The 26,405-nt window shown below is 44.7% G+C and carries 24 protein-coding genes; 19 read left to right on the forward strand and 5 right to left on the reverse strand.

The features are described 5' to 3' along the window. Nucleotides 1-130: 130 nt before the first annotated feature. The 4 genes from IQP38_RS06540 (at nt 131) to rplY (ending at nt 3,134) form a co-directional block, all read left to right on the forward strand. A complete protein-coding gene (locus tag IQP38_RS06540) occupies nt 131-496 on the forward strand; it encodes a PepSY domain-containing protein (protein ID WP_372008595.1) in 366 nt (121 codons plus the stop codon). A 76-nt stretch (nt 497-572) separates the two neighbouring features. Next, complete coding sequence (locus IQP38_RS06545) at nt 573-1,232, forward strand: response regulator transcription factor (RefSeq protein WP_005378073.1); 660 nt, start codon at nt 573-575, stop codon at nt 1,230-1,232. After that, complete coding sequence (locus IQP38_RS06550) at nt 1,222-2,571, forward strand: ATP-binding protein (protein ID WP_193837441.1); 1,350 nt, start codon at nt 1,222-1,224, stop codon at nt 2,569-2,571. The genes IQP38_RS06545 and IQP38_RS06550 overlap by 11 nt, the downstream gene beginning before the upstream one ends. Nucleotides 2,572-2,855: 284 nt before the next feature. Continuing rightward, a complete protein-coding gene (rplY, locus tag IQP38_RS06555; protein WP_005378066.1) occupies nt 2,856-3,134 on the forward strand; it encodes a 50S ribosomal protein L25 in 279 nt (92 codons plus the stop codon). Between the two features lie 146 nt (nt 3,135-3,280). On the opposite strand, the gene IQP38_RS06560 is transcribed toward rplY, so the two are convergent. Continuing rightward, nucleotides 3,281-3,796, reverse strand: coding sequence for a GNAT family N-acetyltransferase (locus IQP38_RS06560; protein ID WP_104975242.1), 516 nt, complete (start codon nt 3,794-3,796; stop codon nt 3,281-3,283). Between the two features lie 751 nt (nt 3,797-4,547). Between IQP38_RS06560 and ushA the strand changes: the two genes are divergently transcribed. Beyond that, the gene (gene ushA, locus IQP38_RS06565) at nt 4,548-6,236 is read left to right on the forward strand and encodes a bifunctional UDP-sugar hydrolase/5'-nucleotidase UshA (protein WP_017634888.1); all 1,689 of its coding nucleotides are present in this window, start codon (nt 4,548-4,550) and stop codon (nt 6,234-6,236) included. A 415-nt stretch (nt 6,237-6,651) separates the two neighbouring features. Next, entirely contained in the window at nt 6,652-6,873 is a 222-nt protein-coding gene (locus IQP38_RS06570) for a hypothetical protein (RefSeq protein ID WP_005386686.1), read from the forward strand. 135 nt (nt 6,874-7,008) lie between these two features. On the opposite strand, the gene IQP38_RS06575 is transcribed toward IQP38_RS06570, so the two are convergent. Further along, complete coding sequence (locus IQP38_RS06575; protein ID WP_193837442.1) at nt 7,009-7,257, reverse strand: DUF1289 domain-containing protein; 249 nt, start codon at nt 7,255-7,257, stop codon at nt 7,009-7,011. Between the two features lie 184 nt (nt 7,258-7,441). Between IQP38_RS06575 and IQP38_RS06580 the strand changes: the two genes are divergently transcribed. The 9 genes from IQP38_RS06580 to IQP38_RS06620 all read left to right on the forward strand — a co-directional run bounded on the left by IQP38_RS06580 (nt 7,442) and on the right by IQP38_RS06620 (nt 17,727). After that, nucleotides 7,442-7,888 (forward strand): META domain-containing protein, encoded by a 447-nt coding sequence (locus IQP38_RS06580; protein ID WP_005378077.1) that lies wholly within the window; start codon nt 7,442-7,444, stop codon nt 7,886-7,888. A 435-nt stretch (nt 7,889-8,323) separates the two neighbouring features. Continuing rightward, nucleotides 8,324-9,484, forward strand: coding sequence for an ABC transporter substrate-binding protein (locus IQP38_RS06585; RefSeq protein ID WP_138939977.1), 1,161 nt, complete (start codon nt 8,324-8,326; stop codon nt 9,482-9,484). A gap of 9 nt (nt 9,485-9,493) precedes the next feature. Continuing rightward, nucleotides 9,494-11,203: an ABC transporter permease gene (locus IQP38_RS06590; RefSeq protein ID WP_193837443.1), complete on the forward strand. Its 1,710-nt coding sequence runs from the start codon at nt 9,494-9,496 to the stop codon at nt 11,201-11,203. Next, a complete protein-coding gene (locus IQP38_RS06595; RefSeq protein WP_138939979.1) occupies nt 11,169-11,816 on the forward strand; it encodes an ATP-binding cassette domain-containing protein in 648 nt (215 codons plus the stop codon). The genes IQP38_RS06590 and IQP38_RS06595 overlap by 35 nt, the downstream gene beginning before the upstream one ends. Then, nucleotides 11,809-12,420, forward strand: coding sequence for a CDP-alcohol phosphatidyltransferase family protein (locus IQP38_RS06600; RefSeq protein WP_193837444.1), 612 nt, complete (start codon nt 11,809-11,811; stop codon nt 12,418-12,420). The genes IQP38_RS06595 and IQP38_RS06600 overlap by 8 nt, the downstream gene beginning before the upstream one ends. A 123-nt stretch (nt 12,421-12,543) precedes the next feature. Beyond that, on the forward strand, nt 12,544-13,023 hold the full coding sequence (locus IQP38_RS06605) for a glycine zipper 2TM domain-containing protein (RefSeq protein WP_005386695.1): 480 nt from the start codon (nt 12,544-12,546) through the stop codon (nt 13,021-13,023). A gap of 202 nt (nt 13,024-13,225) precedes the next feature. Next, nucleotides 13,226-14,755, forward strand: coding sequence for a nitric oxide reductase transcriptional regulator NorR (gene norR / locus IQP38_RS06610; RefSeq protein ID WP_193837445.1), 1,530 nt, complete (start codon nt 13,226-13,228; stop codon nt 14,753-14,755). A gap of 174 nt (nt 14,756-14,929) precedes the next feature. Further along, complete coding sequence (gene hcp, locus IQP38_RS06615) at nt 14,930-16,591, forward strand: hydroxylamine reductase (protein WP_042522020.1); 1,662 nt, start codon at nt 14,930-14,932, stop codon at nt 16,589-16,591. Between the two features lie 80 nt (nt 16,592-16,671). After that, nucleotides 16,672-17,727, forward strand: a complete 1,056-nt coding sequence (locus IQP38_RS06620; protein WP_042522022.1) for a hybrid-cluster NAD(P)-dependent oxidoreductase — start codon at nt 16,672-16,674, stop codon at nt 17,725-17,727. A 213-nt stretch (nt 17,728-17,940) separates the two neighbouring features. On the opposite strand, the gene IQP38_RS06625 is transcribed toward IQP38_RS06620, so the two are convergent. The 3 genes from IQP38_RS06625 to IQP38_RS06635 form a co-directional block, all read right to left on the reverse strand. After that, entirely contained in the window at nt 17,941-18,882 is a 942-nt protein-coding gene (locus tag IQP38_RS06625; protein WP_042522024.1) for a class I SAM-dependent methyltransferase, read from the reverse strand. A 31-nt stretch (nt 18,883-18,913) separates the two neighbouring features. Next, complete coding sequence (locus tag IQP38_RS06630; RefSeq protein ID WP_025551686.1) at nt 18,914-19,606, reverse strand: TIGR01621 family pseudouridine synthase; 693 nt, start codon at nt 19,604-19,606, stop codon at nt 18,914-18,916. Between the two features lie 82 nt (nt 19,607-19,688). Further along, nucleotides 19,689-21,059 carry a sodium-dependent transporter gene (locus tag IQP38_RS06635; RefSeq protein WP_042522154.1) on the reverse strand — a complete coding sequence of 457 codons (1,371 nt, stop codon included), beginning with the start codon at nt 21,057-21,059 and terminating at the stop codon, nt 19,689-19,691. 430 nt (nt 21,060-21,489) lie between these two features. Between IQP38_RS06635 and cls the strand changes: the two genes are divergently transcribed. The 4 genes from cls to IQP38_RS06655 all read left to right on the forward strand — a co-directional run bounded on the left by cls (nt 21,490) and on the right by IQP38_RS06655 (nt 26,388). Continuing rightward, complete coding sequence (gene cls / locus IQP38_RS06640) at nt 21,490-22,944, forward strand: cardiolipin synthase (RefSeq protein ID WP_005378105.1); 1,455 nt, start codon at nt 21,490-21,492, stop codon at nt 22,942-22,944. Nucleotides 22,945-23,155: 211 nt separating this feature from the next. Continuing rightward, nucleotides 23,156-24,361: a cystathionine beta-lyase gene (locus IQP38_RS06645; RefSeq protein WP_042522027.1), complete on the forward strand. Its 1,206-nt coding sequence runs from the start codon at nt 23,156-23,158 to the stop codon at nt 24,359-24,361. Nucleotides 24,362-24,609: 248 nt separating this feature from the next. Beyond that, nucleotides 24,610-25,515 (forward strand): esterase/lipase family protein, encoded by a 906-nt coding sequence (locus IQP38_RS06650; protein WP_005378107.1) that lies wholly within the window; start codon nt 24,610-24,612, stop codon nt 25,513-25,515. A gap of 12 nt (nt 25,516-25,527) precedes the next feature. After that, complete coding sequence (locus IQP38_RS06655) at nt 25,528-26,388, forward strand: lipase secretion chaperone (RefSeq protein WP_042522029.1); 861 nt, start codon at nt 25,528-25,530, stop codon at nt 26,386-26,388. Nucleotides 26,389-26,405 lie beyond the last annotated feature (17 nt).

The raw sequence follows: 26,405 nt of genomic DNA on the forward strand, positions 1-26,405 counted from the left end.
ATTAGCTGATTCACTCTCTGTTCATCTATATCCGATATACTGCGGCTAACGCTCCAGAAAAGGTTTGACTATGTATAAAGCAACGACTTCTCTACATTCTGCGTTACTTTTCGGCCTTATCACGACATTCATGTGTGCACCAAGTTTTGCCAAGCATGGCAACGAGTACACATCACAAAATGGCCACGCCATCGTGCAAGATGTCGAAAAGCCAGGAACACGCATCGAATTCGATGAAGATCAAGATGAGGTCTATCGCGCGGTTCAACAAGGATATATACGACCATTTTCGGAACTTTACGCCGCAGTAGAAAACGACCTATACGGCCGCATCATCAAGGTCGAGCTTGAAGAAGATGATGATGCTTGGGTGTATGAATTGAAAATTCTGTACAACAATAGCGTCCTGAAAGTTGAGTACGACGCCGCCACGCTGGAAATGCTTGAGATCAAAGGTCGCAGCTTTAACAAAGCGTTAAAGCCGCAAAACAACTAAACTTGTCTAATGCGTAATCCAGACGCGATGCGTAGCTTACTTCGATAAAAATCCAAACATAATAAGAATCATCAATATGAAAATACTTGTTGTTGAAGATGATCCTCGTTTAGGCGAGCAAATCATCGAAACATTAGAAAGTACCGGCTGGGTACCAGAATTGTCCCAAGATGGCATAGACGCTCTGTATCGCGCGACTTCGGAAGAATGGGACGCCATTGTTCTTGACCTCGGCTTGCCAAAACTGGATGGTCTTACCGTCCTAAAAGGCATCCGAGATGAAAACATTAATACTCCTGTCGTGATTTTAAGCGCTCGCGACACCCTAACGCAGCGAGTTGAAGGCTTAAACGCAGGTGCAGACGATTACCTAACTAAACCATTTGAAATGGTTGAGCTTATCGCTCGTATTCGTGCACAGCTGCGAAGAGCCTCTGGTAATGCCTCTCCTGTGATGCAAATTGGCGACTTGAGCTTGGATACACGCACTTCTAAAGTCATGTGGCAAGGTCAAGCGGTAAGCTTGACGGCGCTAGAATATAAAGTGGTCGCTTACTTTATGCATAACCCGGAAAAAGTGATTTCTCGAACCGAACTCGTCGAGCACATTTACAAACAAGACTTTGATCGTGACTCCAACACAATCGAAGTTTTTATCGGCCGAATTCGCAAAAAAATCGCACCAAAGATCATCAAAACTGTCCGAGGGTTGGGATACCAATTAAATGCCGAATAGAAACAGGCTACCGTTGAACGCAATAAAACGACTGAGTATCAAAAGTCGCCTCGTTTTAGCGGCGATCGTTTGGTTAACGGCAATGATCCTCGCCGCTGGTGTGACGATACCGACGCAGGTCTACAACTATATGGTTGATGACACTCGCTCACAGCTCAGCATTTTTATGGATGAAGTCGCAGCACAGTTAGAAGTCGATAACACCGGGCATCTTTCACTCTCAGCTCAGCTATCAGACCCTCGATTTAACCGACCTTACAGTGGTTTGTATTGGAGTGCCTCTACAGAGGCAAGCCTCGAACGTTCTCGTTCGTTGTGGGACAAAAAAATCGAATACAAAGGTTTGGATAAAGATGCGTATGGAGCAAGAGGCGAAAAACTAATTACGCTAGAAAAAGCGCTGTATCTTCCTGATTACGATGGTTCTATTCACATTATTATTGGTATTGACGAAGAGCCCATTAAAAATACCCTTCAGACGTTAATCGGCCAACTTTGGCTTATTTTGGGTTTATTATTCGCGGGCGTACTTACGGTCATTTTACTGCAAATTGCTTGGTCATTGAGTCCGCTTACAAAGCTACAAAAAGAATTAGCCGAGCTGAAGTCTGGTAATAAAAAGAGTCTAGAAGAAACCTACCCAAAAGAGATTTCTCCTCTAATCTTCGACCTCAACGCTCTGCTGTTCCATTACCAAGAATTACTAGAGAGAGCTCGCAATCATGCAGGTAACCTATCTCATGCACTTAAAACGCCACTTTCTGTTCTAAAAAATGAAGTTCAGACGTTAGAACCTGAGGCACAATCCCGTCTCCGAGCTCCAATCAATCAAATACAAGACCATATCGATTACCATTTGGGTCGTGCCCGTATGGCCGGATCGATGAACATATTATCAGTGAAGTCGAACCCAGCAGATCGTGTGGATGCTATCTCAATGGCGTTTGATAAAGTGTATGCGAGCCGAAGCATTACCTTAATTAATGAACTTGATTCAGAGCTGAATGTAGCAGTAGAGCAGACCGATCTCGATGAAATGCTAGGTAACTTGCTAGAAAATGGCTATAAGTGGGCCAACAGCATGATTCGTGTGCACTCCTCTCAGGATAAGGAAAATATACACATCATTATTGAAGATGATGGGCCAGGTATCCCTAAAGAGAAACTGAGTCAAGTAATCAAGAGAGGAGTTAGATTGGATGAAACAACCCCTGGCTCAGGTCTTGGTCTAAACATAGTCAGTGAAATGGCACACAGTTACCGAGGTCAATTAACATTGGATACAAGCGCTTTAGGTGGATTAAAAGCATCTTTAGTCTTACATCTCAGCCGAACATAAAGCATATAACACATAAACTTTGTTCTTCGGACCATGATTAGTAAACCGATGAAAATGAAGTCGATGTGAACAAAATCCAAGCAAAGCGTTAAAAGGGATAGGCTTCCACCCCGCTAAATCATACCTTTTTGTTGATTTGGATACGATTTGGGTTGCCCATTTATAAGTGGAATGATAGTATCCGCGCTCGCTTGAACAGTTCCTGTTTCAAGCTTTACCACGAACAACAAGGTCGCATTGTTGATTGTGAACATTTGATTTTTACTAATTTGAGAGTAAATACTATGAAATTCGAAGCAGTAGTACGTACTGAACTAGGTAAAGGTGCGAGCCGCCGCCTACGTCACGCTGGCAAATTCCCTGCAGTTGTATACGGCGGTGAAGAAGCAGCAGTAGCTATCGTTCTTAACCACGACGACATCGTAAACCAAATGGACAAGCCTGAATTCTACGAAGGCATCGTTCTAGTTATCGATGGCAAAGAAGTTAAAGTTAAGCCACAAGACGTTCAACGTCACGCGTTCAAGCCAAAAGTTGAACACATGGACTTCATCCGCATCTAATTCCCTACCAAGGAATTAATCGGATTAAATCCAAACCTTTTGCATAAAAGATAATCGGACTTACCAACCGAGACATCTAAAAATTTCAAAACCCCGGAGTCTTACCACCTTCGGGGTTTTACTATATTTGGCATATAACATTTGATTTATGAACGGGCAATATACTTCACTAAAGTGAGATCGGTCAGCGTCATACTCTCAATCACTTCCGACTCTTCATCTCCAGTACACACAAAACCACACTTCTTGTAAAAGTTAAGCCCCTGTTGATTAGTATCCAGTGCTTTCAAACTGATCTGCATAACTGACGTAGAGAGCAAACGTGTCTCTAACTCATCTAACAGTGCACTTCCTGCTCCTTGCCCATAATGTAGCGGCGTAACGTAGCAACATGTCACTAATGCCGTTTTATCTTCGCTGGTGTGGTTAGGTAACTCGTAACTTAAAAAGCCAACAATTTCTCCTTGCCTCTCAACTACGATCAATTGGGCCAGTTGCTCCGTCATCACTCGCGCCCACATCCTTTCTCGACGCTCAATCGTAAACTGCTCTATGTAGCTCTTTGGCATTAATCCTTTATACGCCACCTGCCAAGAATCAACGTGTATCTTGGCGATTTGGGCTGCTTCCTTTTTGAGTGCGTCCCTTACTGTGTATCTCATAAGCATCCTTTATTAGCGTTCACCACTTACAAATTCTTTTAACCCTACCCTTTAAACCAAAGCTCAAAGATAACAGCTACAGTCGCAACGCTTTACATTAATCCATTTCATTTTCATTAATTAAATGATAGTTCACATCATAATATTCGAAGAAGAACGATCCATTATTTACTTTTCATTTTGACTCATTAGGTTGAATCTATTTGTTTAAACACTCGAGTGTCAAATGCGGAATAAGCACGATAAGGTATCGGATGAGGATAAATAAACGATGCCTAAAGCATAAGGTTTCTAAACGATCGCAATTATAGTAAAGAGATAAATACAATTTTTGATAGAGTTAGGCAGAATAAAGCCATAATCAAATGAGTTTCAATTCTGTGCTGTTCATTATGCATACAAACCGAGCCCCTCATCATTAGAGCGAAAATTTATAACGATTTGTGTCATACCTATTAGGGAAAACATAAACTTGGCAAAATTATCACCAAAATCAGCGTAATACTTCGCAAAAATGCGCATTGATTCACATAAACAACACACATTCAATTAACTACCTCACAAAAAATAGAGCTAGCTATATAAAATAAATACTAAATACCAATTCTGTTTATTTATAGACGTAGTTTGCAGGCTTATTAATTCATTTCTCCGATAGAAGTATAAATAAGAGATAGATCACTAAAGTTTCACATTAATTCCGTATATTTCACGCCGTAACAATAACAAAATCACAAAGAAAGGATCCCTTATGAAGTTTTCCAAATCTCTTTTGGTAGTGGCAGTGGGCGCTGCGCTAGCAGGATGCGGCTCAGACAGCGACAATTCTCCAGTAACCTGCGAGACTGCAGATTCTTGTACTAAGTTCACCGTTCTCCACACTAACGATAACCATGGTCGCTTTTGGCATAACAGCGACGGCGAATACGGCATGGCTGCGCGTCACACTTTAATCGAATCTATCCGCGCAGAAGTCGAAGCAAAAGGCGGTGAAACCATTCTGCTATCTGGCGGTGATATTAATACCGGTGTACCAGAATCAGACATGCAAGATGCGGTTCCAGACTTCGTAGGGATGAACCTACTTGGTTACGATGCAATGGCTGTCGGTAACCACGAATTTGATAACTCACTAGATATTCTCGATATGCAAGCCGAGCTAGCTGACTTCCCTATGCTGGCTGCGAATATCTATAAAAAAGATACAAACGAGCGTTACTTCGACCCTTACAAAGTATTTACTATCAACGGCCTTAAGATCGCTGTTATTGGTCTAACAACGCAAGACACTGCGAAGCTAGTCAATCCAGACAACGTATCAAACATCCACTTCGAAGACCCTCAAGTAGAAATCAAAAAGGTACTGAAGGAAATCGAAGAGAACGAAAAGGTAGACCTAGTATTTGCAACGACGCACATGGGTCACTACGAAGATGGTAAAAACGGTAGTGAAGCACCAGGTGACGTTAAACTCGCTCGCTCTCTTGAAGAAGGACAGCTAAACGCTATCATCGGTGGTCACTCACAAAACCCTGTATGTATGGAACCAGGTACCAATGAGTATGCTGATTTCAAACCTGGGGATGATTGTGCCCCAGACCAACAAAAAGGCACTTGGATTATGCAAGCGCATGAGTGGGGTAAATATGTGGGTCGTGCAGACTTCGAATACTACGACGGCAAGCTTCACTTAGCGAATTACGCACTGATTCCTGTAAACCTTCTAGACGAAAACGATGAAGTTATCGGTGAACGAATTCAACAAGATGCAACGGTAAAAGCGTTACTACTGCCATACCAACAACAAGGTCAAGAGTTATTAGATGAGAAGATTTCTAATACGACGGGTAAGTTAGAAGGTGATCGTAACGTAGTTCGCTCTCAACAAACTAACCTAGGTCACCTACTCGGCGAGGCATACCGTACTTACAAAACGGTAAATGCTGACTTTGGTGTGATGAACTCTGGCGGCGTGCGTGATTCAATCCAAGATGGTGATATCACTTACCGTGACGTACTAACGGTTCAGCCATTTGGTAACTTCGTGACTAAAGCAACTATGACAGGTAAAGAAGTTAAAGAATACTTAGATGTGGTTGCGACGAAATCTGCAGGCTCTGGTGCTTACGCTCAACTAGATAACATCACTTTAGATGTAAATTGTGATGCTGGCTCAGTAACCATTACCGATATTAACAATAAAGGCTTCGATCTAGACGCAACGTACACATTCTCTGTAATCAGCTTCAGTGCTGCTGGTGGCGATAACTATCCAATCATCGATGTTCAATCTACACAGCTAACCGATGCATACGTTTTGCGCGAGTTCTTCGTAAACAACCCACAAATCTCTGCGGATAACTACAACAAGAACTTAGAGAACATCAAGTACTTCAGTAATGGCCAACCAGTAAAAGGCTGTCCTGCATCTGGTAGCTAATACTCAACACCTTACCCCTGGCACTAAGAGCTTTTACAAGCAATTTCGTCAGGGCTTTCCTCAAAACCGAAGCTTTGTGCTTCGGTTTTTTATTTTCGATAAATTACTGAAAACTCTCCACCTTCACAATATGTTCAAAAATTGTTCATTTGTGTTATTGACGCCCCTGTGTTGGGCTTCTATGTTTGATAAGGTCTTTTAAATATGCAGGTTCATCGGCTAAATTTCGCGAAACATTTTTAATCGCATAGTCAATGATTCTGAGAAAGATGTGAATGGCGTTACAAACACTGCTCTCAAACAATTTGTCTTTGGACTTCAAACGATGGTGATGTGCCTCCACGCGCACACTAATGAGCAGCGATCTGGACGTCAATGTGTTCAAACTGCTGCCATCGAGTTCTGGAGGTCAAAAATGAAACGAGCCAGCAATAGCTACAGACTCCAAATGATCAAAGAAGTAGTTACCCGTAGAGAGCGTGAAGCTTGTACGGATCCTATGGCGAGATACATTCATCAACTCATGGATGAACGCCCAACAAGTAAATTAGATGTTGAATTCAATCATCGATTTTCAGGAAATCACTTCGACGAACAAGCGGGAGGCTGGGTTAGCGACCGTTGGTCGATGAAATAACGCCAATTACCGCTTTATAGGGAAAATGGATAGGAGATTCCCGGTTCTTAAAGGACACCTTGCCGGACCGGGAATATGTAAAAGCCTAATCAGAACCGAAAGCGAAGGCGTAACCCCACAGACTGAACAAGAGTTCTAGAATAAGTCTTGTTGAGGCGATGACTCATCTTGAAGCTGTTCTGGCTTCGTCTTCCCTGCCAACATCTTTCTTCTGTACCTTTGACGACACAACTTAATAACGTGCAACTGCTGAGCGGGGGTTAAGTTAAGCCAATTAAACCTTTCCTCTCTCTTTCTCATACACCCCTTGCAATACCCTTTTTCATCGGAGGTACATACTCCAATACAAGGGCTTGGGACAGTAAAAAACTCCAGTTGCTCCATACTAAAACCGCTCTTTCCATATTAGGGCGTATTGGCCTAGTTTAAATAATGAGAAGATTAGTCAGCAACAAAACTTGCTATATACTTCGTTATGTCAAAAACATACGAAACCATAACCTTATGCTGACAAAAACAGTGTTTTATTACTTATACTTACCGCGTTTATAAAAACGGAGTCTATAAAATGAAGCTTAGCCTAAAAACGTTAGTTACAGCAATCTCTCTCCCTGTTCTTATGACTGCTTGTGCTAGCAACGGTGATGATGTGAAAGAAATAACGGCTCAAGATTTGCAGCACCACAACTGGGAACTTGTTCAAGTTGATGGCAAAAATATCGTTCTAGACGAACACCAAAAAGCGGCTCGCCTAGAAATTGGTGAAAATCTAACCGCAAACGGCAACGCAGGTTGCAACAACTTCTTCGGTCAAGCCGAGCTGAAAAACAACCAACTACGCATCGAAAAAATGGGCATGACCATGAAGATGTGTATGGAAGATCAAATGAAGATCGAAAACGCAATGACACAAACACTATCTAACTGGAGCGATATCACGCTAACTAAAGATGGTCTTGTTCTGAAAAGTGCCGATCACGAATTGACGTTTACACTACGTGACTGGGTAAACTAATCCCAACTAAGTAAACCAAATAGTATTTTGAAAGCAGCCAGACGGCTGCTTTTTTTATGTCCACGAGTCATTGGTCGTGCATGCCAAAGTCATTTAAGTGACAAACTTTCTTTCTCTTTTGCCCTCAATTCCATGCTTTAAACATCAATTTTGCTCTGTAAAACAACCTATTCATATCTCTGGGGACAATAATTTTCAATTACTTGAAAGAATATCCTCAAACAAACGGTCCGCTCCTAAAATGACACCAAATTTGTCCTTTCTTCGTTTTGCTTCACATTGAGAGTAATTCTTTGAATCAATGAGTGATTCCGTTTGGGATTGGCATTGATAATAGAGAGAGATGAATTACTATCCTTGTAACAGAGCGGAACGACTTGCGAAAACGTCAATAGAAACGAAAGCAAGAACCAAAAGACATAACACGGAATAGATATGAAAAAGCTACTCAGCAGCATTGGCATTTTAGCCACGACTTTTGCGACACCTTCTTTTGCCGATTCATCAGTGAATAGCGAATGGCAAAAAATCGAACATCAAGCCGACGGGCAATCCGTCTACTTTCATGCTTGGGGCGGAAGCCAAGAAATTAATCGCTACATACAGTGGGCGAGTAGAGAGCTAAAATCACGTTATAACGTGACGCTAAACCACGTTAAAGTAACTGATATTTCTGAGACCACTACTCGACTTATCGCAGAAAAAGCGGCAGGCAAAAACAGCGGTGGCAGTGTTGATATGGTTTGGATCAATGGCGAAAACTTCAAATCAATGAAGGATAACCAATTGCTATTTGGTCCTTTTGTCGAAGGTTTGCCAAGCTGGCAATATGTGGATAAATCTCTACCAATTGATGTGGACTTCTCCGAGCCAACAGAAGGTCTAGAAGCACCTTGGGGAGTAGGACAATTAGTGTTTATCCATGACGAGCAAACCCTCCATAACCCTCCAAAATCATTCGCAGAAATGCTGAGCTATGCAAAAGCGTTCCCGAATCGCCTGACTTACCCTCGACCACCAGAGTTTCATGGCACAAGCTTTATCAAAGCATTACTCATTGAACTGTCTAACAACGCCCCTGAGCTGCAACAACCAGTTACCGATGACACGTTTGAGCAAGTCACTCAACCGCTGTGGTCTTATCTAGATGAGTTCCATAAAGTCGCTTGGCGCGGTGGTAAGCAGTTTCCAGGCGGTACAGCAGAAACCCTTCAGCTACTAGATGATGGTCAGACTGACCTGGCGATTACCTTTAACCCGAACGCGGTTTTCTCTGCGCAGTCGAGCGGTAATCTTGCAGAGAGCACCAAAGCGTACGCAATGGACGCAGGAGCACTCTCAAATATCCACTTTTTAGCGATTCCTTGGAACGCAAATGCCAGTGCTGGTGCACAAGTTGCGATAAACTTTTTATTGAGCCCTGAAGCACAGTCTCGCAAAGGTAACCTAAACATCTGGGGCGACCCTTCGGTACTAAGCAACCAATACCTAACTGGTTCAGCCAAAAACACTCAACAATTCAAATCTATAGCTGAGCCACATCCAAGTTGGCAAGCGGCGTTAGAAAAAGAATGGTTGAAACGCTACGGGAATTAGTAAGAATCCATGTTAAGAGCGCTGTATTTAGTCATTATCGCAGTTTGTATTTTGCCTACCATTCCGGGACTACTTGGAGTGGTGGTCTCTGCGCTCGGTTATGTACCTCCTATCGGTCTACACCACTTTTCTTTTGATGGCTTCAATGCCGTCTTTGATTGGGAAGGTGTTTGGACATCCATCGGGCTTACTTTCTACTCCGCCATTTTCAGTAGCTACTTGGCTTGCTTCATCGCATTTGCAATTCTACAAGCCTCTTGGGGCGGTAAGTTTTGGCGAAAAATTGAAGTTAGCCTTTCCCCACTTCTCGCGATGCCGCACGTCGCGTTTGCGATTGGCTTTGCGTTCTTGTTTGCCCCAACTGGTATGGGCGTTAGGGTTCTCAACCAACTGTTTGGTTACGACCCGAATGCACAAACGGTGAATGACTTAGCATTGCTGATTAAAGATCCGCACGCACTCGGTTTGATCATCATGCTTGCGATTAAAGAAGTGCCGTTTTTATTGTTGATGAGTATTCCAATTCTTCAGCAATTGAAAGTCGATAAGATTGAAAAAGTCAGTCATTCGATGGGCTACAGTTCGGCGCAAGCGTGGTGGAAATGCGTGTTCCCACAGTGGATAGCAAAACTGCGCTTTCCAATGCTGGCGGTATTGGCTTACAGTTTGTCCGTTGTCGATGTCGCCCTGATTATTGGCCCCACCAACCCGCCGACGTTTGCGGTTTTGGTATGGCAATGGTTTAACGATCCAGATTTATCGCTCCTACCAAGAGCGGCCGCTGGCGCAGTAATACTGTTTGCGATCGCAAGCCTTTTGATTGGATTTGCACGCTTAATGGAATGGTGTATTACCAAAGGCTTCAAACGCTGGCAGTACTCTGGTCGAAACGGGTTTCGTTTACCCGGTAAAACCCTATTTTCACTGATTGCTCTACTTGCACTTCTAATGATTCCACTCATGGTGCTGTGGAGCTTTGCCCAACGTTGGCGCTTTCCAGATTTGCTCCCAAGCCGTTACAGCCTGCGTTTTTGGGAATACGAATGGCACAGTATTCTAGGGACTCTAGAACAAAGTATGTCAATCGCCCTGATCAGCGCGACTGTCGCGCTAGTTCTTGCTTTAATAGCACATGAGTATCGTCTCCGTTATCGCTGGCAGGTGCCCGGTTACATCATCGCCATCCCGATGCTGATTCCTCAGCTATCCGTGCTATTCGGTATGCAAGTAGTGACGCTGTACTTAAACAGTAATGCGTATTTCTTTTGGGTATGTTGGGCGCATGTATTCTTTGCGTTCCCATTTATTTACCTCTCGCTAGACGGTCCGTGGCGCAGCTTCGATAACGGCTTAACTCGCGTCGCACTCAGCTTGGGTAAATCACCGATGCAAGCTTGGTTAAAAGTGAAACTGCCAATCCTCCTGCCTGCAATTGCATTCGCGTGGGCTGTCGGTATTAGTGTCAGCCTGGCGCAATACCTACCAACATTGGTGCTAGGGGCTGGGCGCATTAGCACCATCACAACCGAAGCCGTTGCACTATCCAGTGGTTTTGACCGACGTGTCACCGCTATTTACGCCATTTGGCAAGCTCTGCTGCCATTCTTGTTCTTTTCTTTTGCGATACTGCTTAGCCACTTGCACAGGAAGTATCGCCGCTTGTCTATAAAAGGTTTACTACTGAATGAGTCTTTGTCTCGAAAACCTCGCCATCCGTAAAACCAATGGCGACGCGCTTTTTTCAGCGTTCAACATGACCGTAGAAAAAGGTGAAATCGTTACCCTGATGGGGCCTAGCGGTTGTGGTAAATCCACTTTGTTGGATGCCATTGCCGGGCACCTATCCGCCGAGTTCAACTACTCTGGATCCATTACGCTTGATAACGAAAAGTTGGATGCCCTCCCTGCCCATAAGCGTCAGGTCGGTATTCTATTCCAAGAAGATTTGCTCTTCCCTCATTTAACGGTGTGGGAGAACCTTGCCTTCGCGCTACCAAACTCAATCAAAGGTGAAGAGCGTAAAGCTCACGCTATGCAAGCACTGAAGAACATTTCATTGACCAAACTAGCAGAGTCCTTTCCTGACCAAATTTCGGGAGGGCAACGCGCCCGTATTTCATTGACTCGTATGCTGCTAGCAAAGCCGAAAGTTGCGCTACTTGATGAGCCCTATAGCAAGTTGGATAAAGACCTGCGTGTACAATTTCGCAATTGGGTGGTCGAACAATTGCAGCAAGCGAACATTCCTACTTTGATGGTAACGCACGATGAAGATGATATCCCTGATGGCAGCCGCTGCCTAAACTGGCCGTGGGAGAAAAATCATGCTTGATAGCCTGAGTATAAAGCTCATCCGCAAACCGCTGGCACTCAGTGCGACATATATCGATAAATGTGGCATCACCGCAAATCAGACGACAGTATTTGGTTTTGTGCTTGGCTGTTTTGCCCTGCCTGCTTTGATCGCCGAACAGTACTTGTTGACGTTGCTGTTTATTTTGCTGAACAGAATCTGTGATGGGTTAGACGGTGCACTGGCAAGGATTCAAGGCATTACCGATGCGGGTGGCTTTCTTGATATCAGCTTAGATTTTTTGTTCTATTCGTTGATTCCTTTTGGCTTTGTGCTTGCCAACCCAGAACACAATGCCGTTGCAGGCGCATTTTTGATTTTTTCCTTCATCGGCACTGGTAGTAGCTTTTTGGCTTTTGCCATCATGGCAGGAAAACAAGGCATCGATAATCCGGTATATAAAAACAAATCGCTTTACTACATGAGCGGCTTAACCGAAGGTACAGAAACCATTGGCTGCTTGGTTTTATTTTGTTTGCTACCGCAACACTTTGCCGTCATCGCGTATATCTTTGGCGCGGCATGCTGGTTTACTACTTTTACACGTATTTATTCAGGGTTTCATACGCTTAACGATCATTAATACTGCTTAGACAATCGCGTTTCCTTAAGGGACAGGCCGCTAAGCCACTGTTTTATAAAGCACCAAAACGCAGGTTAAATTGGGGTATATACTCTTTGAATGAAGAAACCATTCGGAGGCTATATGAAAAAACAGATCAATTTAGGCATGTTGCTCACCATTACTTGTGCGCTCGTGCTTGGCGGCTGTAGCTCACCTAACCCGTACGGAGATGCATACGGCTCATCCGACACTCGCAAAGTTCAGCAGGTTTACTACGGCACAGTAGAAAAAGTAGAACCCGTAACCATTGATGCCTCTACCCAATCCAATGCCATTGGCACCATCGCTGGTGCTGCCGTGGGCGGGATCTTAGGCTCAAAAGTTGGGGGCGGTTCTGGCTCGGATATCGCTGCCATTGGTGGTGGTCTATTGGGTGGCTATGCAGGCAGCAAAGCGGCTGAAGCAACCGCGAAAAGAAATGGCGTGAATCTGACCATTCGTTTAGAGGACGGAAAGATTATCTCTATTGTTCAAGAAGCAAATCCAAACATGATTTTCCAACCAGGCCAAGCGGTCCAAATCAATGTTTCTGGTAATGACGCTAGAGTCGTTCCTCGTTAATTCGGACGAACCAAACCTTTGGCCTGCTTTAATTCAAACACCTAACCCGCGCAAGCTTACATCACTGGCTTGTTAACTTGCGCGTTTCTTTTCGTATCAAACTTGATCGTCGTCAATGGAACATCAATCTCCCACACCTTTCGATGTTCAAATGACATCAAGTTGCTAGCATGAGCCCATTCCAGATAACTTTGGGCTTGTTATGACTCCGACTGTTGACCACGTACTCCTTAATATCGCGCTAAACCTCAGCTCAAATCGCTCTCACGAGCAGCAATATCAAAATCTCATTGATGGGGTCGCGCAAGTATTCCCATGTGATGCGAGCTGCCTGTTTATCTTCGATGAGGATGGTTTTCTAACTCCTGTCGCGGTAAAAGGCTTATCCAGCTCGGTCTTAGGTCGTCGCTATTTCCCCAAGGCGCACCCTCGCTTAGATGCCATTATTCATAGCGGTGAACCGGTGCGTTTCGATGCCGATTGTTCACTGCCGGATCCTTTCGACGGCACACTATTAACTGAAGACCAATGCATTGATGTTCACGATTGCATGGGCTTTAGCTTGTATGTCGAAGGCCAACTTGTTGGCGCACTAACGATGGATGCACTAACGGTGGGCGCGTTTGATGGCATCGATCCTGTCGCTATCGAAACCTTTGCGGCTTTGACCGCTGCGACATTGCGTAACATTGCTCAGTTAAAAGCGCTCAAAGCGCAAAACCAGAAGCAAAAAAGCGTCACTCAAACCCTTATCCAGCAAGCCCGTTCTCAACATGGCGAAATGGTGGGTTTGAGTCCGCAGATCAACCAGTTACGAAACAACATTGCGACTGTTGCTCAATCAGATTACGCGGTACTTATCACAGGAGAAACCGGAACTGGTAAAGAACTGGTCGCGCACTCGGTACACGCGCAATCTCATCGTAGCGATAAGCCGATGATTTACGTCAACTGTGCGGCTTTACCAGAAGGTCTGGCTGAGAGTGAACTGTTTGGCCATGTCAAAGGCGCATTTACAGGTGCTAATAGCCACCGTGCCGGTAAGTTTGAACTGGCAGACGGTGGAACGATTTTCCTTGATGAAGTGGGCGAACTGCCTTTGATTTTGCAAGCAAAATTGCTGCGCGTAATTCAGCAAGGCGAGCTGCAACGTGTAGGTAGCGATCAGCATTTGATGGTCAATGTGCGCATCATCGCCGCGACCAATCGACAATTAGAAAAAGAGGTCGAATCTGGCACGTTTCGAGCAGACCTTTTCCACCGTTTGAACGTGTTCCCAATCCAAGTCCCCCCACTGCGTGCCCGTGACGGGGATATTCCCGTTTTAGCAGGATATTTGTTGGAAAAAGTACGCCAACAATTCAATGCACCCAATCTGCACGTTCATCCTAAAGTGTTGACTCAATTGGAATCTTCACCTTGGTACGGAAACGTGCGCGAGCTCGAACATACTTTAACTCGCGCGGCTTTGCACGCCATTCAACAAGGCGCAAGCACGATCATGCTTAACCATTTCGACACCTCATTGGCTCTCGGTGATGTAAAAAACACATCGCATTATTTACCCAAAGAAAGCCAACCAATGCGAGAGCTAATAGAAAGCTATCAACGTGATTTAATTGAACATGCTTTGAGCCAAACTGGTGGCGTTTGGGCAAAAGCAGCGGAGTTTTTACAAATGGATCGCGGGAACTTATATCGGATGGGTAAAAAGCTGGGGATCAATAAATAACCGACCACAAGAAGTCGATGTGATTAAGACATCAACTGCGTTGTCTTAATTACATCAACCACTCTCCTAAATCTGATAAAATTCAATACAAATCAACGAGATAATAATTGGCACACATTCTGCTCTCTAGTGGTCAACATCACGACTATTAAAACAATCACTGGAGAACCCAATATGTTCTGTATTCAATGTGAACAGACAATTCAAACCCCTGCTGTTAAAGGTTGTTCTTTTGCACAAGGTATGTGTGGTAAAACTTCTGAAGTATCTGACCTTCAAGACGTGTTGGTTTACACACTGCAAGGGGTTTCTTTTTGGGCATCAAAAGCACTTGAATTCAACATCATTAACGATGAAATCAACCAATGGGCACCAAAGGCATTTTTCTCTACATTGACGAACGTAAACTTTGACCCTGAACGTGTCCTAGAGCTAACTTCTCAAGCGGCAACGTACAAAGCATTGCTAAAAGAGCAAGTAATGTCTGCTGCAACACTCGCCGATACCGAAGTTGCTGACATCCCTGTTGTTGCTCACTTTGAGCTACCAAATAGCGCAGAAGCAATCTTAGCTTTTGCTCCTCAAGTCGCGGTTAACCGTGGTAAGGACCAAGTACATGAAGATGTTATTGGCCTACGCTTACTTTGCCTATACGGCCTTAAGGGTGCCGCAGCATACATGGAGCACGCACGTGTTCTTGAGCAAACCAACAACGATATCTATGCCGAATACCATGAAATCATGGCGTGGTTGGGTACAGACCCTGAAGATCTTGGTGAACTACTTGATTGCTCAATGCGCATTGGCCTGATGAACTACAAAGTGATGGAAATGCTCGACCAAGGTGAAACAATGACCTTCGGCCATCCAGAACCAACCTCGGTGAACGTCAAGCCAGTAAAAGGCAAATGTATTCTTGTTTCTGGCCATGATTTGCATGACCTAGAAAAAATCCTGCAACAGACTGAAGGCAAAGGCATTAACGTTTATACCAACGGTGAAATGCTGCCTGCACACGGCTACCCTGAGCTGAAGAAATATCCTCATCTTGTCGGCAACTACGGCAGCGCATGGCAAAACCAACAGAAAGAATTCGCAAACTTCCCTGGCGCAATCGTAATGACGTCAAACTGCTTGTTGAATCCAAATGTGGGTCAATACGCAGACCGTTTATTCACTCGTAGTATTGTTGGCTGGCCTGGTGTGGCTCACATCGAAGGCGATGATTTTAGCCAAGTGATTGAATGTGCTCTAGCGCAAGACGGTTTCCAACACGATGAAATCGAACACCACATCACGGTTGGTTTTGGTCGCAATGCACTGATGAACGCCGCCCCTGCGGTTATCGACCAAGTGAAACAAGGCAACATCAAACACTTCTTCCTAGTCGGCGGTTGTGATGGCGATAAAGCGGAACGTAGCTACTACACCGATTTCACGGCTGAAGCGCCAGAAGACACGCTAATCCTGACCTTAGCGTGTGGTAAGTTCCGCTTCAACAAGAATACGTTTGGCGATATCAACGGCATCCCTCGCCTATTGGATGTCGGCCAATGTAACGATGCTTACTCTGCAATCCAGCTTGCACTTGCACTGGCGAAAGAGTTTGACTGTGACATCAATGAACTGCCACTCACGCTTGTGCTTTCTTGGTTCGAGCAAAAAGCGATCGTTATCTTGCTAACGCTATTTGCATTGGGCGTGAAAGGCATTTACACAGGCCCTACTGCACCAGCATTCCTAACGCCAAACCTAATCGCCATCATCCAAGAGAAGTTCGATATGCGCAGTATTGGCAATGTTCAGGATGATCTAAAAGCCATCCTAGCAGCTTAATAAACTTGCTTGTTACGCGCCTCCTTACGCGGAGGCGCTATCTATTTCGAACCAAAATAGCCACAACCAAAGAGATTGTTATGTTTTTTGAATGGCAAGGTAACCAACCCGTCACACTCCGTTGCATCGACAAATACTTCGAAACACACGACACCGTCAGCATCAAATTGTCTGAACTAACCGAGTCACTTCTGTTTCAGTTTAAGCCTGGCCAGTTTATTAACTTAGGCGTGGAAATTGATGGAAAAATGGAGTTTCGCGCCTATTCAATCAGCTCGATCAATGAAGACGATCACCTTCAACTCACCATCAAACGAGTATCTGGCGGTAAAGTATCGAACTACATCGTTGACTCGCTGCTGCTAGGTGATACCGTTCAAGCATTACCACCAGCAGGCGAATTTAACTGCATCGACCATCCACCCGTGTTACGTGATGGCGAAACAAAAGCCTTGCTTATCAGTGCAGGTTGCGGCGTCACGCCCGTATTTTCGATGGCAAAACACTGGCTGAGTAATCAAGATGAAAACGACAACGATGTGGACATCGCATTTCTTCATATCGCACGCAGCCCAGAAGAGACGATTTACTACGACCAGCTAGAAACGTTCGACGCTGTGTATCCCAACTTCCATTTAAAGCTGTTGCTGAAAAACCGAGAAGGAACATCGCACCCACAAGGTCGTTTGAATGCCGACTGGCTTAAAGAGCTTGTTCCTGATTTCAAGCAACGCACCGTTTACCTGTGTGGTCCAAGCCAGTTTATGCAAGATGTTCACGGCTATTTGAATGACCTTGGTTTTGACATGATGAACTTCTACCAAGAGAGTTTTACGCCAGCGACTGGCGCAGAATCATCGGTCTCCGATGAGACGGTTAACGTTTCTGTTCCTGATTTTGCTCAAAGCATCGATGCGCAAAAAGGTCAGGTACTGGCCGATGTGCTCGAAGGCGCAGGTTTACCATTAATCGTCGCTTGTCGAAGCGGGATTTGTGGCTCGTGTAAATGCAAGGTTCGTAAAGGCAACGTCTCTTCCACCAGCCTAGAAACATTGACACCAGAAGAAATTGAACAAGGCTATGTGCTCGCCTGCTCATCAACCATCGAAGCGGATCTTGAAGTGCAGATCGGTTAATGCTGCTGGTATCGATCTTTTATTGTTTCCCGTCATTCCGACGAGCCTAGGCGAGATCAGGAATCTAATATCAGCGTGTTAGGAATAACTCACTCTGATAATAGACTCTGAATCACACTCGCGTCTCGCTATTCAGATTAACGGGGTATCGTGGAAATGCCAGCCGTACTCAAACGGCTGGTATTATAGATAGGTACAACTTTCGTTTCGTCGTCATTGCTTCTCGCTAAACAGCAACACTTTCAATGCTGCTTCGCTGTCTACGTCCATAAACTCTGGTGGGTTATCCAGACGCTCACGGTATGTCAACTCTGGCGCTTCGTCTTTCATGCTTTCAATCAAGAAGTCGCTTGTCACAGATGGCGAGTTCACACATGCCATCACTTGACCGCCGTCTGCCAACAAATCCGGCAATCGACGTAGAATCTTTTTGTAGTCTTTCGTAAGCGCAAAGCTGCCTTTCTGGAATGAAGGCGGATCGATAATGATCAAATCATACTGACCAGATTTTTTAATCTTACCCCACGATTTAAAGATATCGTGCCCCATAAAGCTTACCTGGTTGATGTTATGACCATTTAGCTTGTGGTTCTCACGACCTTTAGACAGCGATGCTTTCGCCATATCGACGTTAACCACTTTATCTGCGCCCCCCGCAATGGCAGCGACAGAAAAGCCACACGTGTAAGCAAACAAGTTAAGCACGTTTTTATGCTTCGCATTTTCGCGTATCCAATCACGACCGTAGCGCATGTCCAAAAACAGACCGAAGTTTTGGTTGCGGCCAATATCCAATTGGTATTTCAAGCCGCTTTCTTCAACGACAGGGCGAGCGTCTAATTCACCGACAAGCACTTCTGAAGGCGCACCATCGGCATAACGGTGCTGAAGAACCATAGTACGACCTTGCTTGTCTGCCCACAGTGGTGATAGTGCCAACGCATTGAGGCCGCTTTTCAGCTCAGCGAGAAACACGTCATCGACTTCTTTAAACAAGTTGATGATCAACTGACCTTGTAACCAATCACAGGTGATTTGCTCTAAGCCCTCAAAACGACGGCCACGACCATGAAACAGTCGACGAATTTCGTTCGGAGCTTGCGCGAGCTCGGTTTCTAGATGCTGAAAAAACAGCGGAAGTTGTGATGCTTGCATCGAGTTCTCTTATTAGTTTTCTTTGTGACGGTTATTTGATCGTAGGCCAGTTCAGTTCCCAAGGGGAAAGCCAAGTATCCAAACCCTGAGAGACGATTTCACTGTGCCATTTGTTACCCAGCACTTGGTATTCTCGTGGGTCGCAAACAAAGCGATATTGCTCATCTCGGTATTGGAAGCAAAGTGAAAGTGCATGCAGGTAACCGCGATCAGCCTCATTGCCTGCATTGTAAATCGGGTCGCCAACAATACCTGAGCCAACCGATTTTAATGCCACGCGGATTTGATGCGTTTTACCAGTGTGTGGCTTACATAAAAATAGGCGCTCTCCGGGCTCTGCCGCAAGAGAGAAAAACTGGGTGACGGCTGGGTTATTTTTGCTGTTGACCAGCTTCCATGATGAACGGCGCGAACGCTCCATATCACCAACGACCAAACCTTGTTTCTTTTTCGGCTTTTTAGAGCCAATCGCTAGGTAGAACTTTTCTACTTGGCGGTCAGCGAAGGCTTGCGATAACGCACTGGCCGCTTTGGCGTTGCGTCCGAGGAGCAGAATACCCGATGTCATTTTATCCAAGCGATGGATAAGATAAAGCTGCTCATCACCACTCTGCTTAGCCACTTCTTGCAGCAGCATTGTGTCGCCATCGTCTTTATGAACAGAGACGTTAGGATGCTTATTGATGATCAGAAAATCGGGATGGGTATGTAGAATATCGAACATAAAAAACTGGCTCCACGTTTGGAGCCAGCAGTATACATAAGTTACCGGACAAAGCTATCGAGGCTTGCCCCCAAGGTCTTTGCTAAAGCTTCTTCGAGAAAATGCCAGCAAGACCAATGATTGCGATACCCAGCAGCATGATTTCACCTTTGCCACTATCAAAGCCAGACTTAATCCCCATGAAGGCAACAATAGCAATCGCAACAGGAATCAGGTATTTAACTAGGTTGTACCACAATCCAAATAGCGGGAAGGATACTTCGCCGTCATTAGTGATCTCTTTTTCTAACTCAGCACGGCTTAGGCGCCATCCTGCAAAGATACAAACCAACATACCACCAACCGCTAAGAAGATTTTGTCCGTTAGTAAGTCGAAGATATCAAAGGCACCGGTACCAAACAGCGTTGGTCCCATTCCACCTAACGATAGTGACGCAAAAATACATAATGCCGCCATAACTGCACTTGCAGACAGAACTGCGTTAGAGCGCTTCATGCCTTTCTCGTCAATTAGGTAAGACACGACAACTTCCAATAGTGATACTGAAGAAGTTAATGCCGCCACCGTCAAACCGATGAAAAATAGCAACGCGAATAGCAACCCAATCACACCGCCCATTTCAGCAAATAGCTGAGGAACGACAACGAATACAAGACCAGGGCCTGCTGCAGGCTCCATGCCAAAGGCAAACATTGCTGGGAACATAGCAACACCAGCAAGAATCGCGACACCTGTATCCATCGCAGTAACCATACCGGTTGTTTGAACTAGGTTCTCTTTCTTCTTCAGGTAAGAACCGTACGTCATCATACAACCCATACCTAAGCTAAGTGAGAAGAACGCCTGCCCTAGTGCAGCAAGAACTACGTTGCTGTCGACTTTAGAAAAGTCCGGCATGAATAAGAACTCAAGGCCAGCCATTGCACCTGGCAGCATCAAGCCTTTAACAGAAACAACGATTAGGATTAAGAACAGAAGCGGCATCAGAACCTTACCAGCTTTCTCAATACCACCCGAGATCCCTTTCATCACAATCATGACGTTAAGGAACAGGTAAACACCCATCCACATTAAAGGTTGAATCGGATCTGAGATGAAACCGCCAAAGCTGTCGCCAATTGCTTCTGGCGCGCTGAGTAGACCACCACCCACTTTAAAGATGTAGGCCAATGCCCAACCACCAACCACAGGGTAGAAGCCCATGATCAAAAGACCACTGAAGACTCCCATAACGCCAGTGAACGTCCAGCGTCGGTCAGTTGTTTTGAATGCACCTACGGCAGAAAGACCTGTCTTACGACCAATAGCGAACTCTGTCAGCATCACGCTAAAGCCGATAAAAATTACAAAGATAAGATAGATAGCAACGAATGCACCGCCGCCACTCTCACCTGCTGTGTAAGGGAATTTCCATATATTGCCTAAACCGACAGCGGAACCCGCTGCTGCCATTACGAAGCCTAGTTTAGACCCCCACGTATCACGTGGTGCTGCTGTATTAGTTGTAGCCACGCTTTTTCTCCAAAATTAGTTTGTTGTGTATGCATAGAGATAGGCGTCTAAAAAGTTTATGTAAAAATTATTGTACACTTATAAAATAAGCGTTCGACGCACTATGTCTAGAAAGTAAAGCAGCTCCCCTTTAAAATTGGAACCCCAAAAAAGTACATTTATCGCACAAGTGTCGAGTTACGCAGGTTAAATGCTGCTTTTTTGTTCAAAAGTTAAAGAATGACCTTATTTTTCACATTAAAATAACAGAATCAGCTGTTATGAAATTCGTTCCTCATATAAGGTCAATCCCACGTCTAAATGGGAAATCTATTTCCCCAACCCACTTTTATGCTTAATATCCTAGAAGGGCATATTACTCTGAGCGTATATGGACAAGTTTTATCACTTTCTTACTTTAGCTGGCATCGGGCTATATTGGTTACTGGTCGCAGGTGTGACCATTCGTGTCGTTTTAAAGCGCCGTGCAGTGAGCGTGTCTTTAGCTTGGCTAATGATCATTTATATCCTTCCCGTTCTGGGTGTCGCATGTTATTTCCTCTTCGGTGAACTGAACTTAGGCAGAAAACGAGCCGAACGTGCGAAAGAGATGTTTACACCATTCGAGAAGTGGTTCAGTCAACTTAACGACTGTAACGCGCACAACCCAGAAACGATGGGAAGGCACATCTACCGAATTGATGAACTTTGTAACAACCGCCTTGGTCTTCCCGCATTGAGCGGTAATACATTGTCGCTGCAACAGTCACCTAACGAGATTTTGCATTCCATTATTGAAGACATCGAAAACGCGCAGAGCAGTATTCGAATGGTATTCTACATTTGGCATCCAGGTGGTTTGGCTGACTCTGTCGCTTCTGCACTTATCCAAGCGGCTAAACGCGGCGTAGATGTCAAACTATTGCTCGATTCAGCAGGTAGCCCGCGTTTTTTCAGAAGTCCTTGGTATCGAATGATGCAGGATGCTGGAATTGAAGTTATTCAAGCGTTAGAAGTGAAGATGTGGCGTATTTTCTTACGTCGTCTTGATCTTCGCCAGCATCGCAAGATCATCGTAATTGATGATGAAATTGCTTATACCGGTTCAATGAACTTGGTTGACCCGGCTTACTTCAAGCAAAATAGTGGCGTTGGGCATTGGGTGGACATCATGGTTCGCATTACGGGACCAACGGTAAACGTATTGAGTGCCATCCACTGTTGGGATTGGGAAGTCGAAACTGGCGAACGCCATTTACCGAGACTACCTGAATGTAAAATCGATGAGAGTGAATTCCAACACCCTATTCAGGTTGTGCCTTCTGGCCCAGGTATGCCGGAATATCTGATCTATCAAGTATTAACATTGGCAATAAACCAAGCCAATCGCTCGGTACGAATCACAACACCATATTTCGTGCCCAATGCTGATTTACTCGAAACGTTAAAGATGACAGCACAACGAGGCATTGACGTTGAACTCATTATTCCCCATAAAAATGACTCTATGATGGTGCAATGGGCGTCACGCGCTTTTTATAGTGAGCTCTTGAGTGCAGGGGTCAAGATTTATGAGTTTTATGGTGGTTTGCTGCATACAAAATCTGTCGTAATTGACGACCAATTCTGTTTAGTTGGCACCGTAAACATGGATATGCGCAGCTTGTGGCTGAACTTCGAAGTGACCCTCGCCGTTGATGACGAAGAGTTCACCAAGCAAATGTCTTGGTTACAAGATAGCTATATTAAGCAATCTCACACTGTTGTATTGGAAGAGTGGGAGAAAAGGAGCCTATTTTCTCGGTTCTTAGAGCGAGTGTTCTATCTCTTCAACCCACTCCTCTAATACCTCAAATACACCGACTAAAAAACCTCCAGCGCTACATGCACCCTGCTGGAGGTTTGTTCTTTTAGCTCCCTATCTACACGATACCTCTCGACATCATTACCTGTTCATCTTGGCTGTTATTGGCTTATAGTCGACTTTTCCCTTGCATAACCTACGTCGTCCATGTTTTAAATATTCAAAACCGCAATATTTAAGACAGGGAACTTTTATGTCAGAGGGAAAAAAAACCAAACTCATTACCGCTGGCCGCGATAAAAAGTGGACAAATGGTGTTGTAAACCCACCCGTTCAACGCGCTTCAACTGTGGTATTCAATACCGTTGCAGAAAAGAACCAAGCCACCATTAATCGTGCAAACAAAACGTTGTTTTATGGTCGCCGAGGCACCAACACGCACTTTGCTTTCCAAGACGCAATGGTTGAGATTGAAGGTGGAGCTGGTTGCGCGCTTTACCCTTGTGGAACGGCAGCAATTTCAAACGCCATCCTCTCTTTCGTTGAAACTGGCGATCACATTCTAATGGTGGACACTTGTTACGAACCAACTCGTGACTTTTGTAACACCATAATGAAGAAAATGGGCATCGAAACCACCTATTATGACCCAATGATCGGTGAAGGTATCCGAGACTTGATTCAGCCGAATACCAAAGTCCTTTTCTTGGAGTCTCCTGGTTCAATAACCATGGAAGTCCAAGATGTACCTACATTAGCGCGCATTGCCCACGAGCAAGATATCATCGTGATGCTTGACAACACATGGGGAGCAGGCGTGAACTTCTCTCCTTTCGAGCATGGCGTAGACATTTCCATTCAAGCGGCAACTAAGTATATTGTTGGACATTCAGATGTCATGCTAGGTACTGCTGTGGCTTCTGAAAAGTATTGGGATCAGCTTCGTGAACAAAGCTACCTGATGGGTCAGTGCGTTTCTCCTGACGACGCATACCTAGGTCTTCGAGGTATTCGCACGTTGGATGTTCGCCTAAGACAGCACGCAGAAAGCAGTTTAAAAGTCGCTCAGTGGCTCGCTTCTCGCCCAGAAGTTGATCATGTCCGCCATCCAGCTTTAGAAACAAGCCCTGGCCATGAGTTTTTCAAACGAGACTTCACAGGTGGAAACGGCTTGTTTTCATTTGTTCTCAAAACGTCTTATCCAAAAGCGACGACGGCTCTGCTTGATGGTATGAAACACTTCAGTATGGGTTACTCTTGGGGCGGTTATGAAAGCCTCATTCTAGCTAACGAACCTAAGAGCTTTAACAGCCTGAGAACCGTAGCTCACCCACACTTTGAAGGTACTTTGGTTCGTATTCATATTGGCTTAGAAGACGTAAATGACTTGATCGCTGATTTAGAGGCTGGTTTTGCGCGTTATAATGCCTTAATGCTTGAAAAAGAAGCCTCCCTATAACAATGATTGAATCGCCCTGCATTGCGGGGCGTTTTTATAACCCTCTGACTTAATTAGAATTAACTAACATTCGCCCGAACCATTAATTAATGTTAATCATTTGTGTTGTTTTTCAATTGAGCAGTCACAGAATGAAATAATGTGCCATAAATAGGCTTTTCAAATTTAGAGTTTCTCTCCTACTTTTTATCATTCATAAGAGGTCATACCACAAGGAGATAGTTTTGAAACTCAAATTTATAGCGCTAATGCTTTTTACCTTAGTTACCGTCCCAATAACCTCCGTATACGCTGCGACAGGTTATACCCAAACCAAGTATCCGATTGTCTTGGTTCACGGTTTGTTTGGTTTTGATACCCTGGCAGGCGTTGATTACTTTTTCGGAATACCACATTCCTTAACAAAAGATGGTGCTAAAGTTTATGTTGCACAGGTATCCGCGACCAATAGCAGCGAAGTTCGAGGGGAGCAACTGCTTGCTCAAGTAGAAACCTTACTTGCAGCTACAGGCGCAGAGAAAGTCAATCTCATTGGTCACAGTCATGGTGGTCCAACAACGCGCTATGTTGCCTCTGTCCGTCCTGACCTAGTCGCATCAGTTACGAGTATAGGAGGCGTTAATAAAGGGTCTAAAGTAGCCGATTTAGTTCGTGGCACCGTATCTGAGGGTTCGGGGAGTGAGCAGCTCGCGGTAAAACTGGCGCAAGGTTTAACCACTCTTATTAATCTTCTATCAGGTGGTTCTGATCTCGACCAAGACCCTTTAGCCTCATTAGCAGCCTTGACCACGGAAGGATCATTGGCGTTTAACCAGCACTACCCAGAGGGAGTCCCTACCAGTGAATGTGGTAATGGCGACTTGCTAGCTTCAAATGGCGTTTATTACTACTCATGGACCGGATCATCCACTTTTACAAACGTTTTCGATCCGACTGACGCTGCCATGATGGTACTTGGCTTAGCCTTTGATGGGCCGAATGATGGCTTAGTTGGTGCGTGCAGCACACATTTAGGCAAAGTCATACGTGATGATTATCAAATGAACCATTTGGATGAAATTAACGGTCTACTCGGTATTCATCATCTTTTTGAAACCGATCCAGTCACGCTTTATCGCCAACATGCAAATCGTCTCAAACTTCAAGGTTTATAAGAGGTCATCACAATGAAGAAAGTCGCTCTCACCACTTTTATCCTGCTCTCGATATTTGGCGTGGGAGCGCTTTCTCTGTTGCAAAGCGACAAACAACAAGAGATAACCTCTAACCATTCGCCATCTCAGCAAGATATAGCCGCCGATGTCTCTTCCCCAAAAGATTTCTTCGAATATTCTCTTAGCCGGCTGGGCGAAGAAGATCTCGATACGATCAAAGCGGAAGTCAATGATGACACTTTAGCAAAGCAAACTCTGAATATTGATGCCAAACTTTTTCAAACCTACCTTTCCTACAAGCAAGCACTCTCTGCATTAGAGCCTTTTGAGCACAATCACCTAACGCTTGAACAGTTAACCATGCTGAATGAAGCAATACTGAACTTACAGCTTCAATACTTTAGCGAGGCGCAGATAACCCAATTGTTTGACGAAGAAAACCGACTTCGCCAACTTGCTTTAGAAAAGCTGACGATTAAAACACAGGCATCGGATATCGAGAGTCAAGAACACCTTCTCAATCAAGCGTTATCAGAACAACCGGATTACATACGAGAAAGTGAACGCAATAACGCATTAGCAAAGCAGCTCGAGCAAGCTTCTCAGCTTGATTCACAAGACAAGTACATCGCCCGTGTTGCTCTGGTAGGAGATGCCGGAGCGCAGAGGCTGCAAAAACTTGATGAGCAAAGAGCATCATTTGAGACTCAACTCGCCACTTACTTAAAGCAGCGTCAAAATATTCTGAATAGAGATTTTCTAGGGCAAGACGAAAAACAGGCAGAAATCATTGCTTTAAGAAAACAAAGCTTCGATGCCACTCAATGGCGTCGAATCGAAGCTTTGGAACGTATTCATGATAGCCAGAACTAACAACATTAGCTTAATAG

This window comes from Vibrio sp. OPT41, assembly GCF_015163595.1.
Lineage (GTDB): Bacteria > Pseudomonadota > Gammaproteobacteria > Enterobacterales > Vibrionaceae > Vibrio > Vibrio alginolyticus.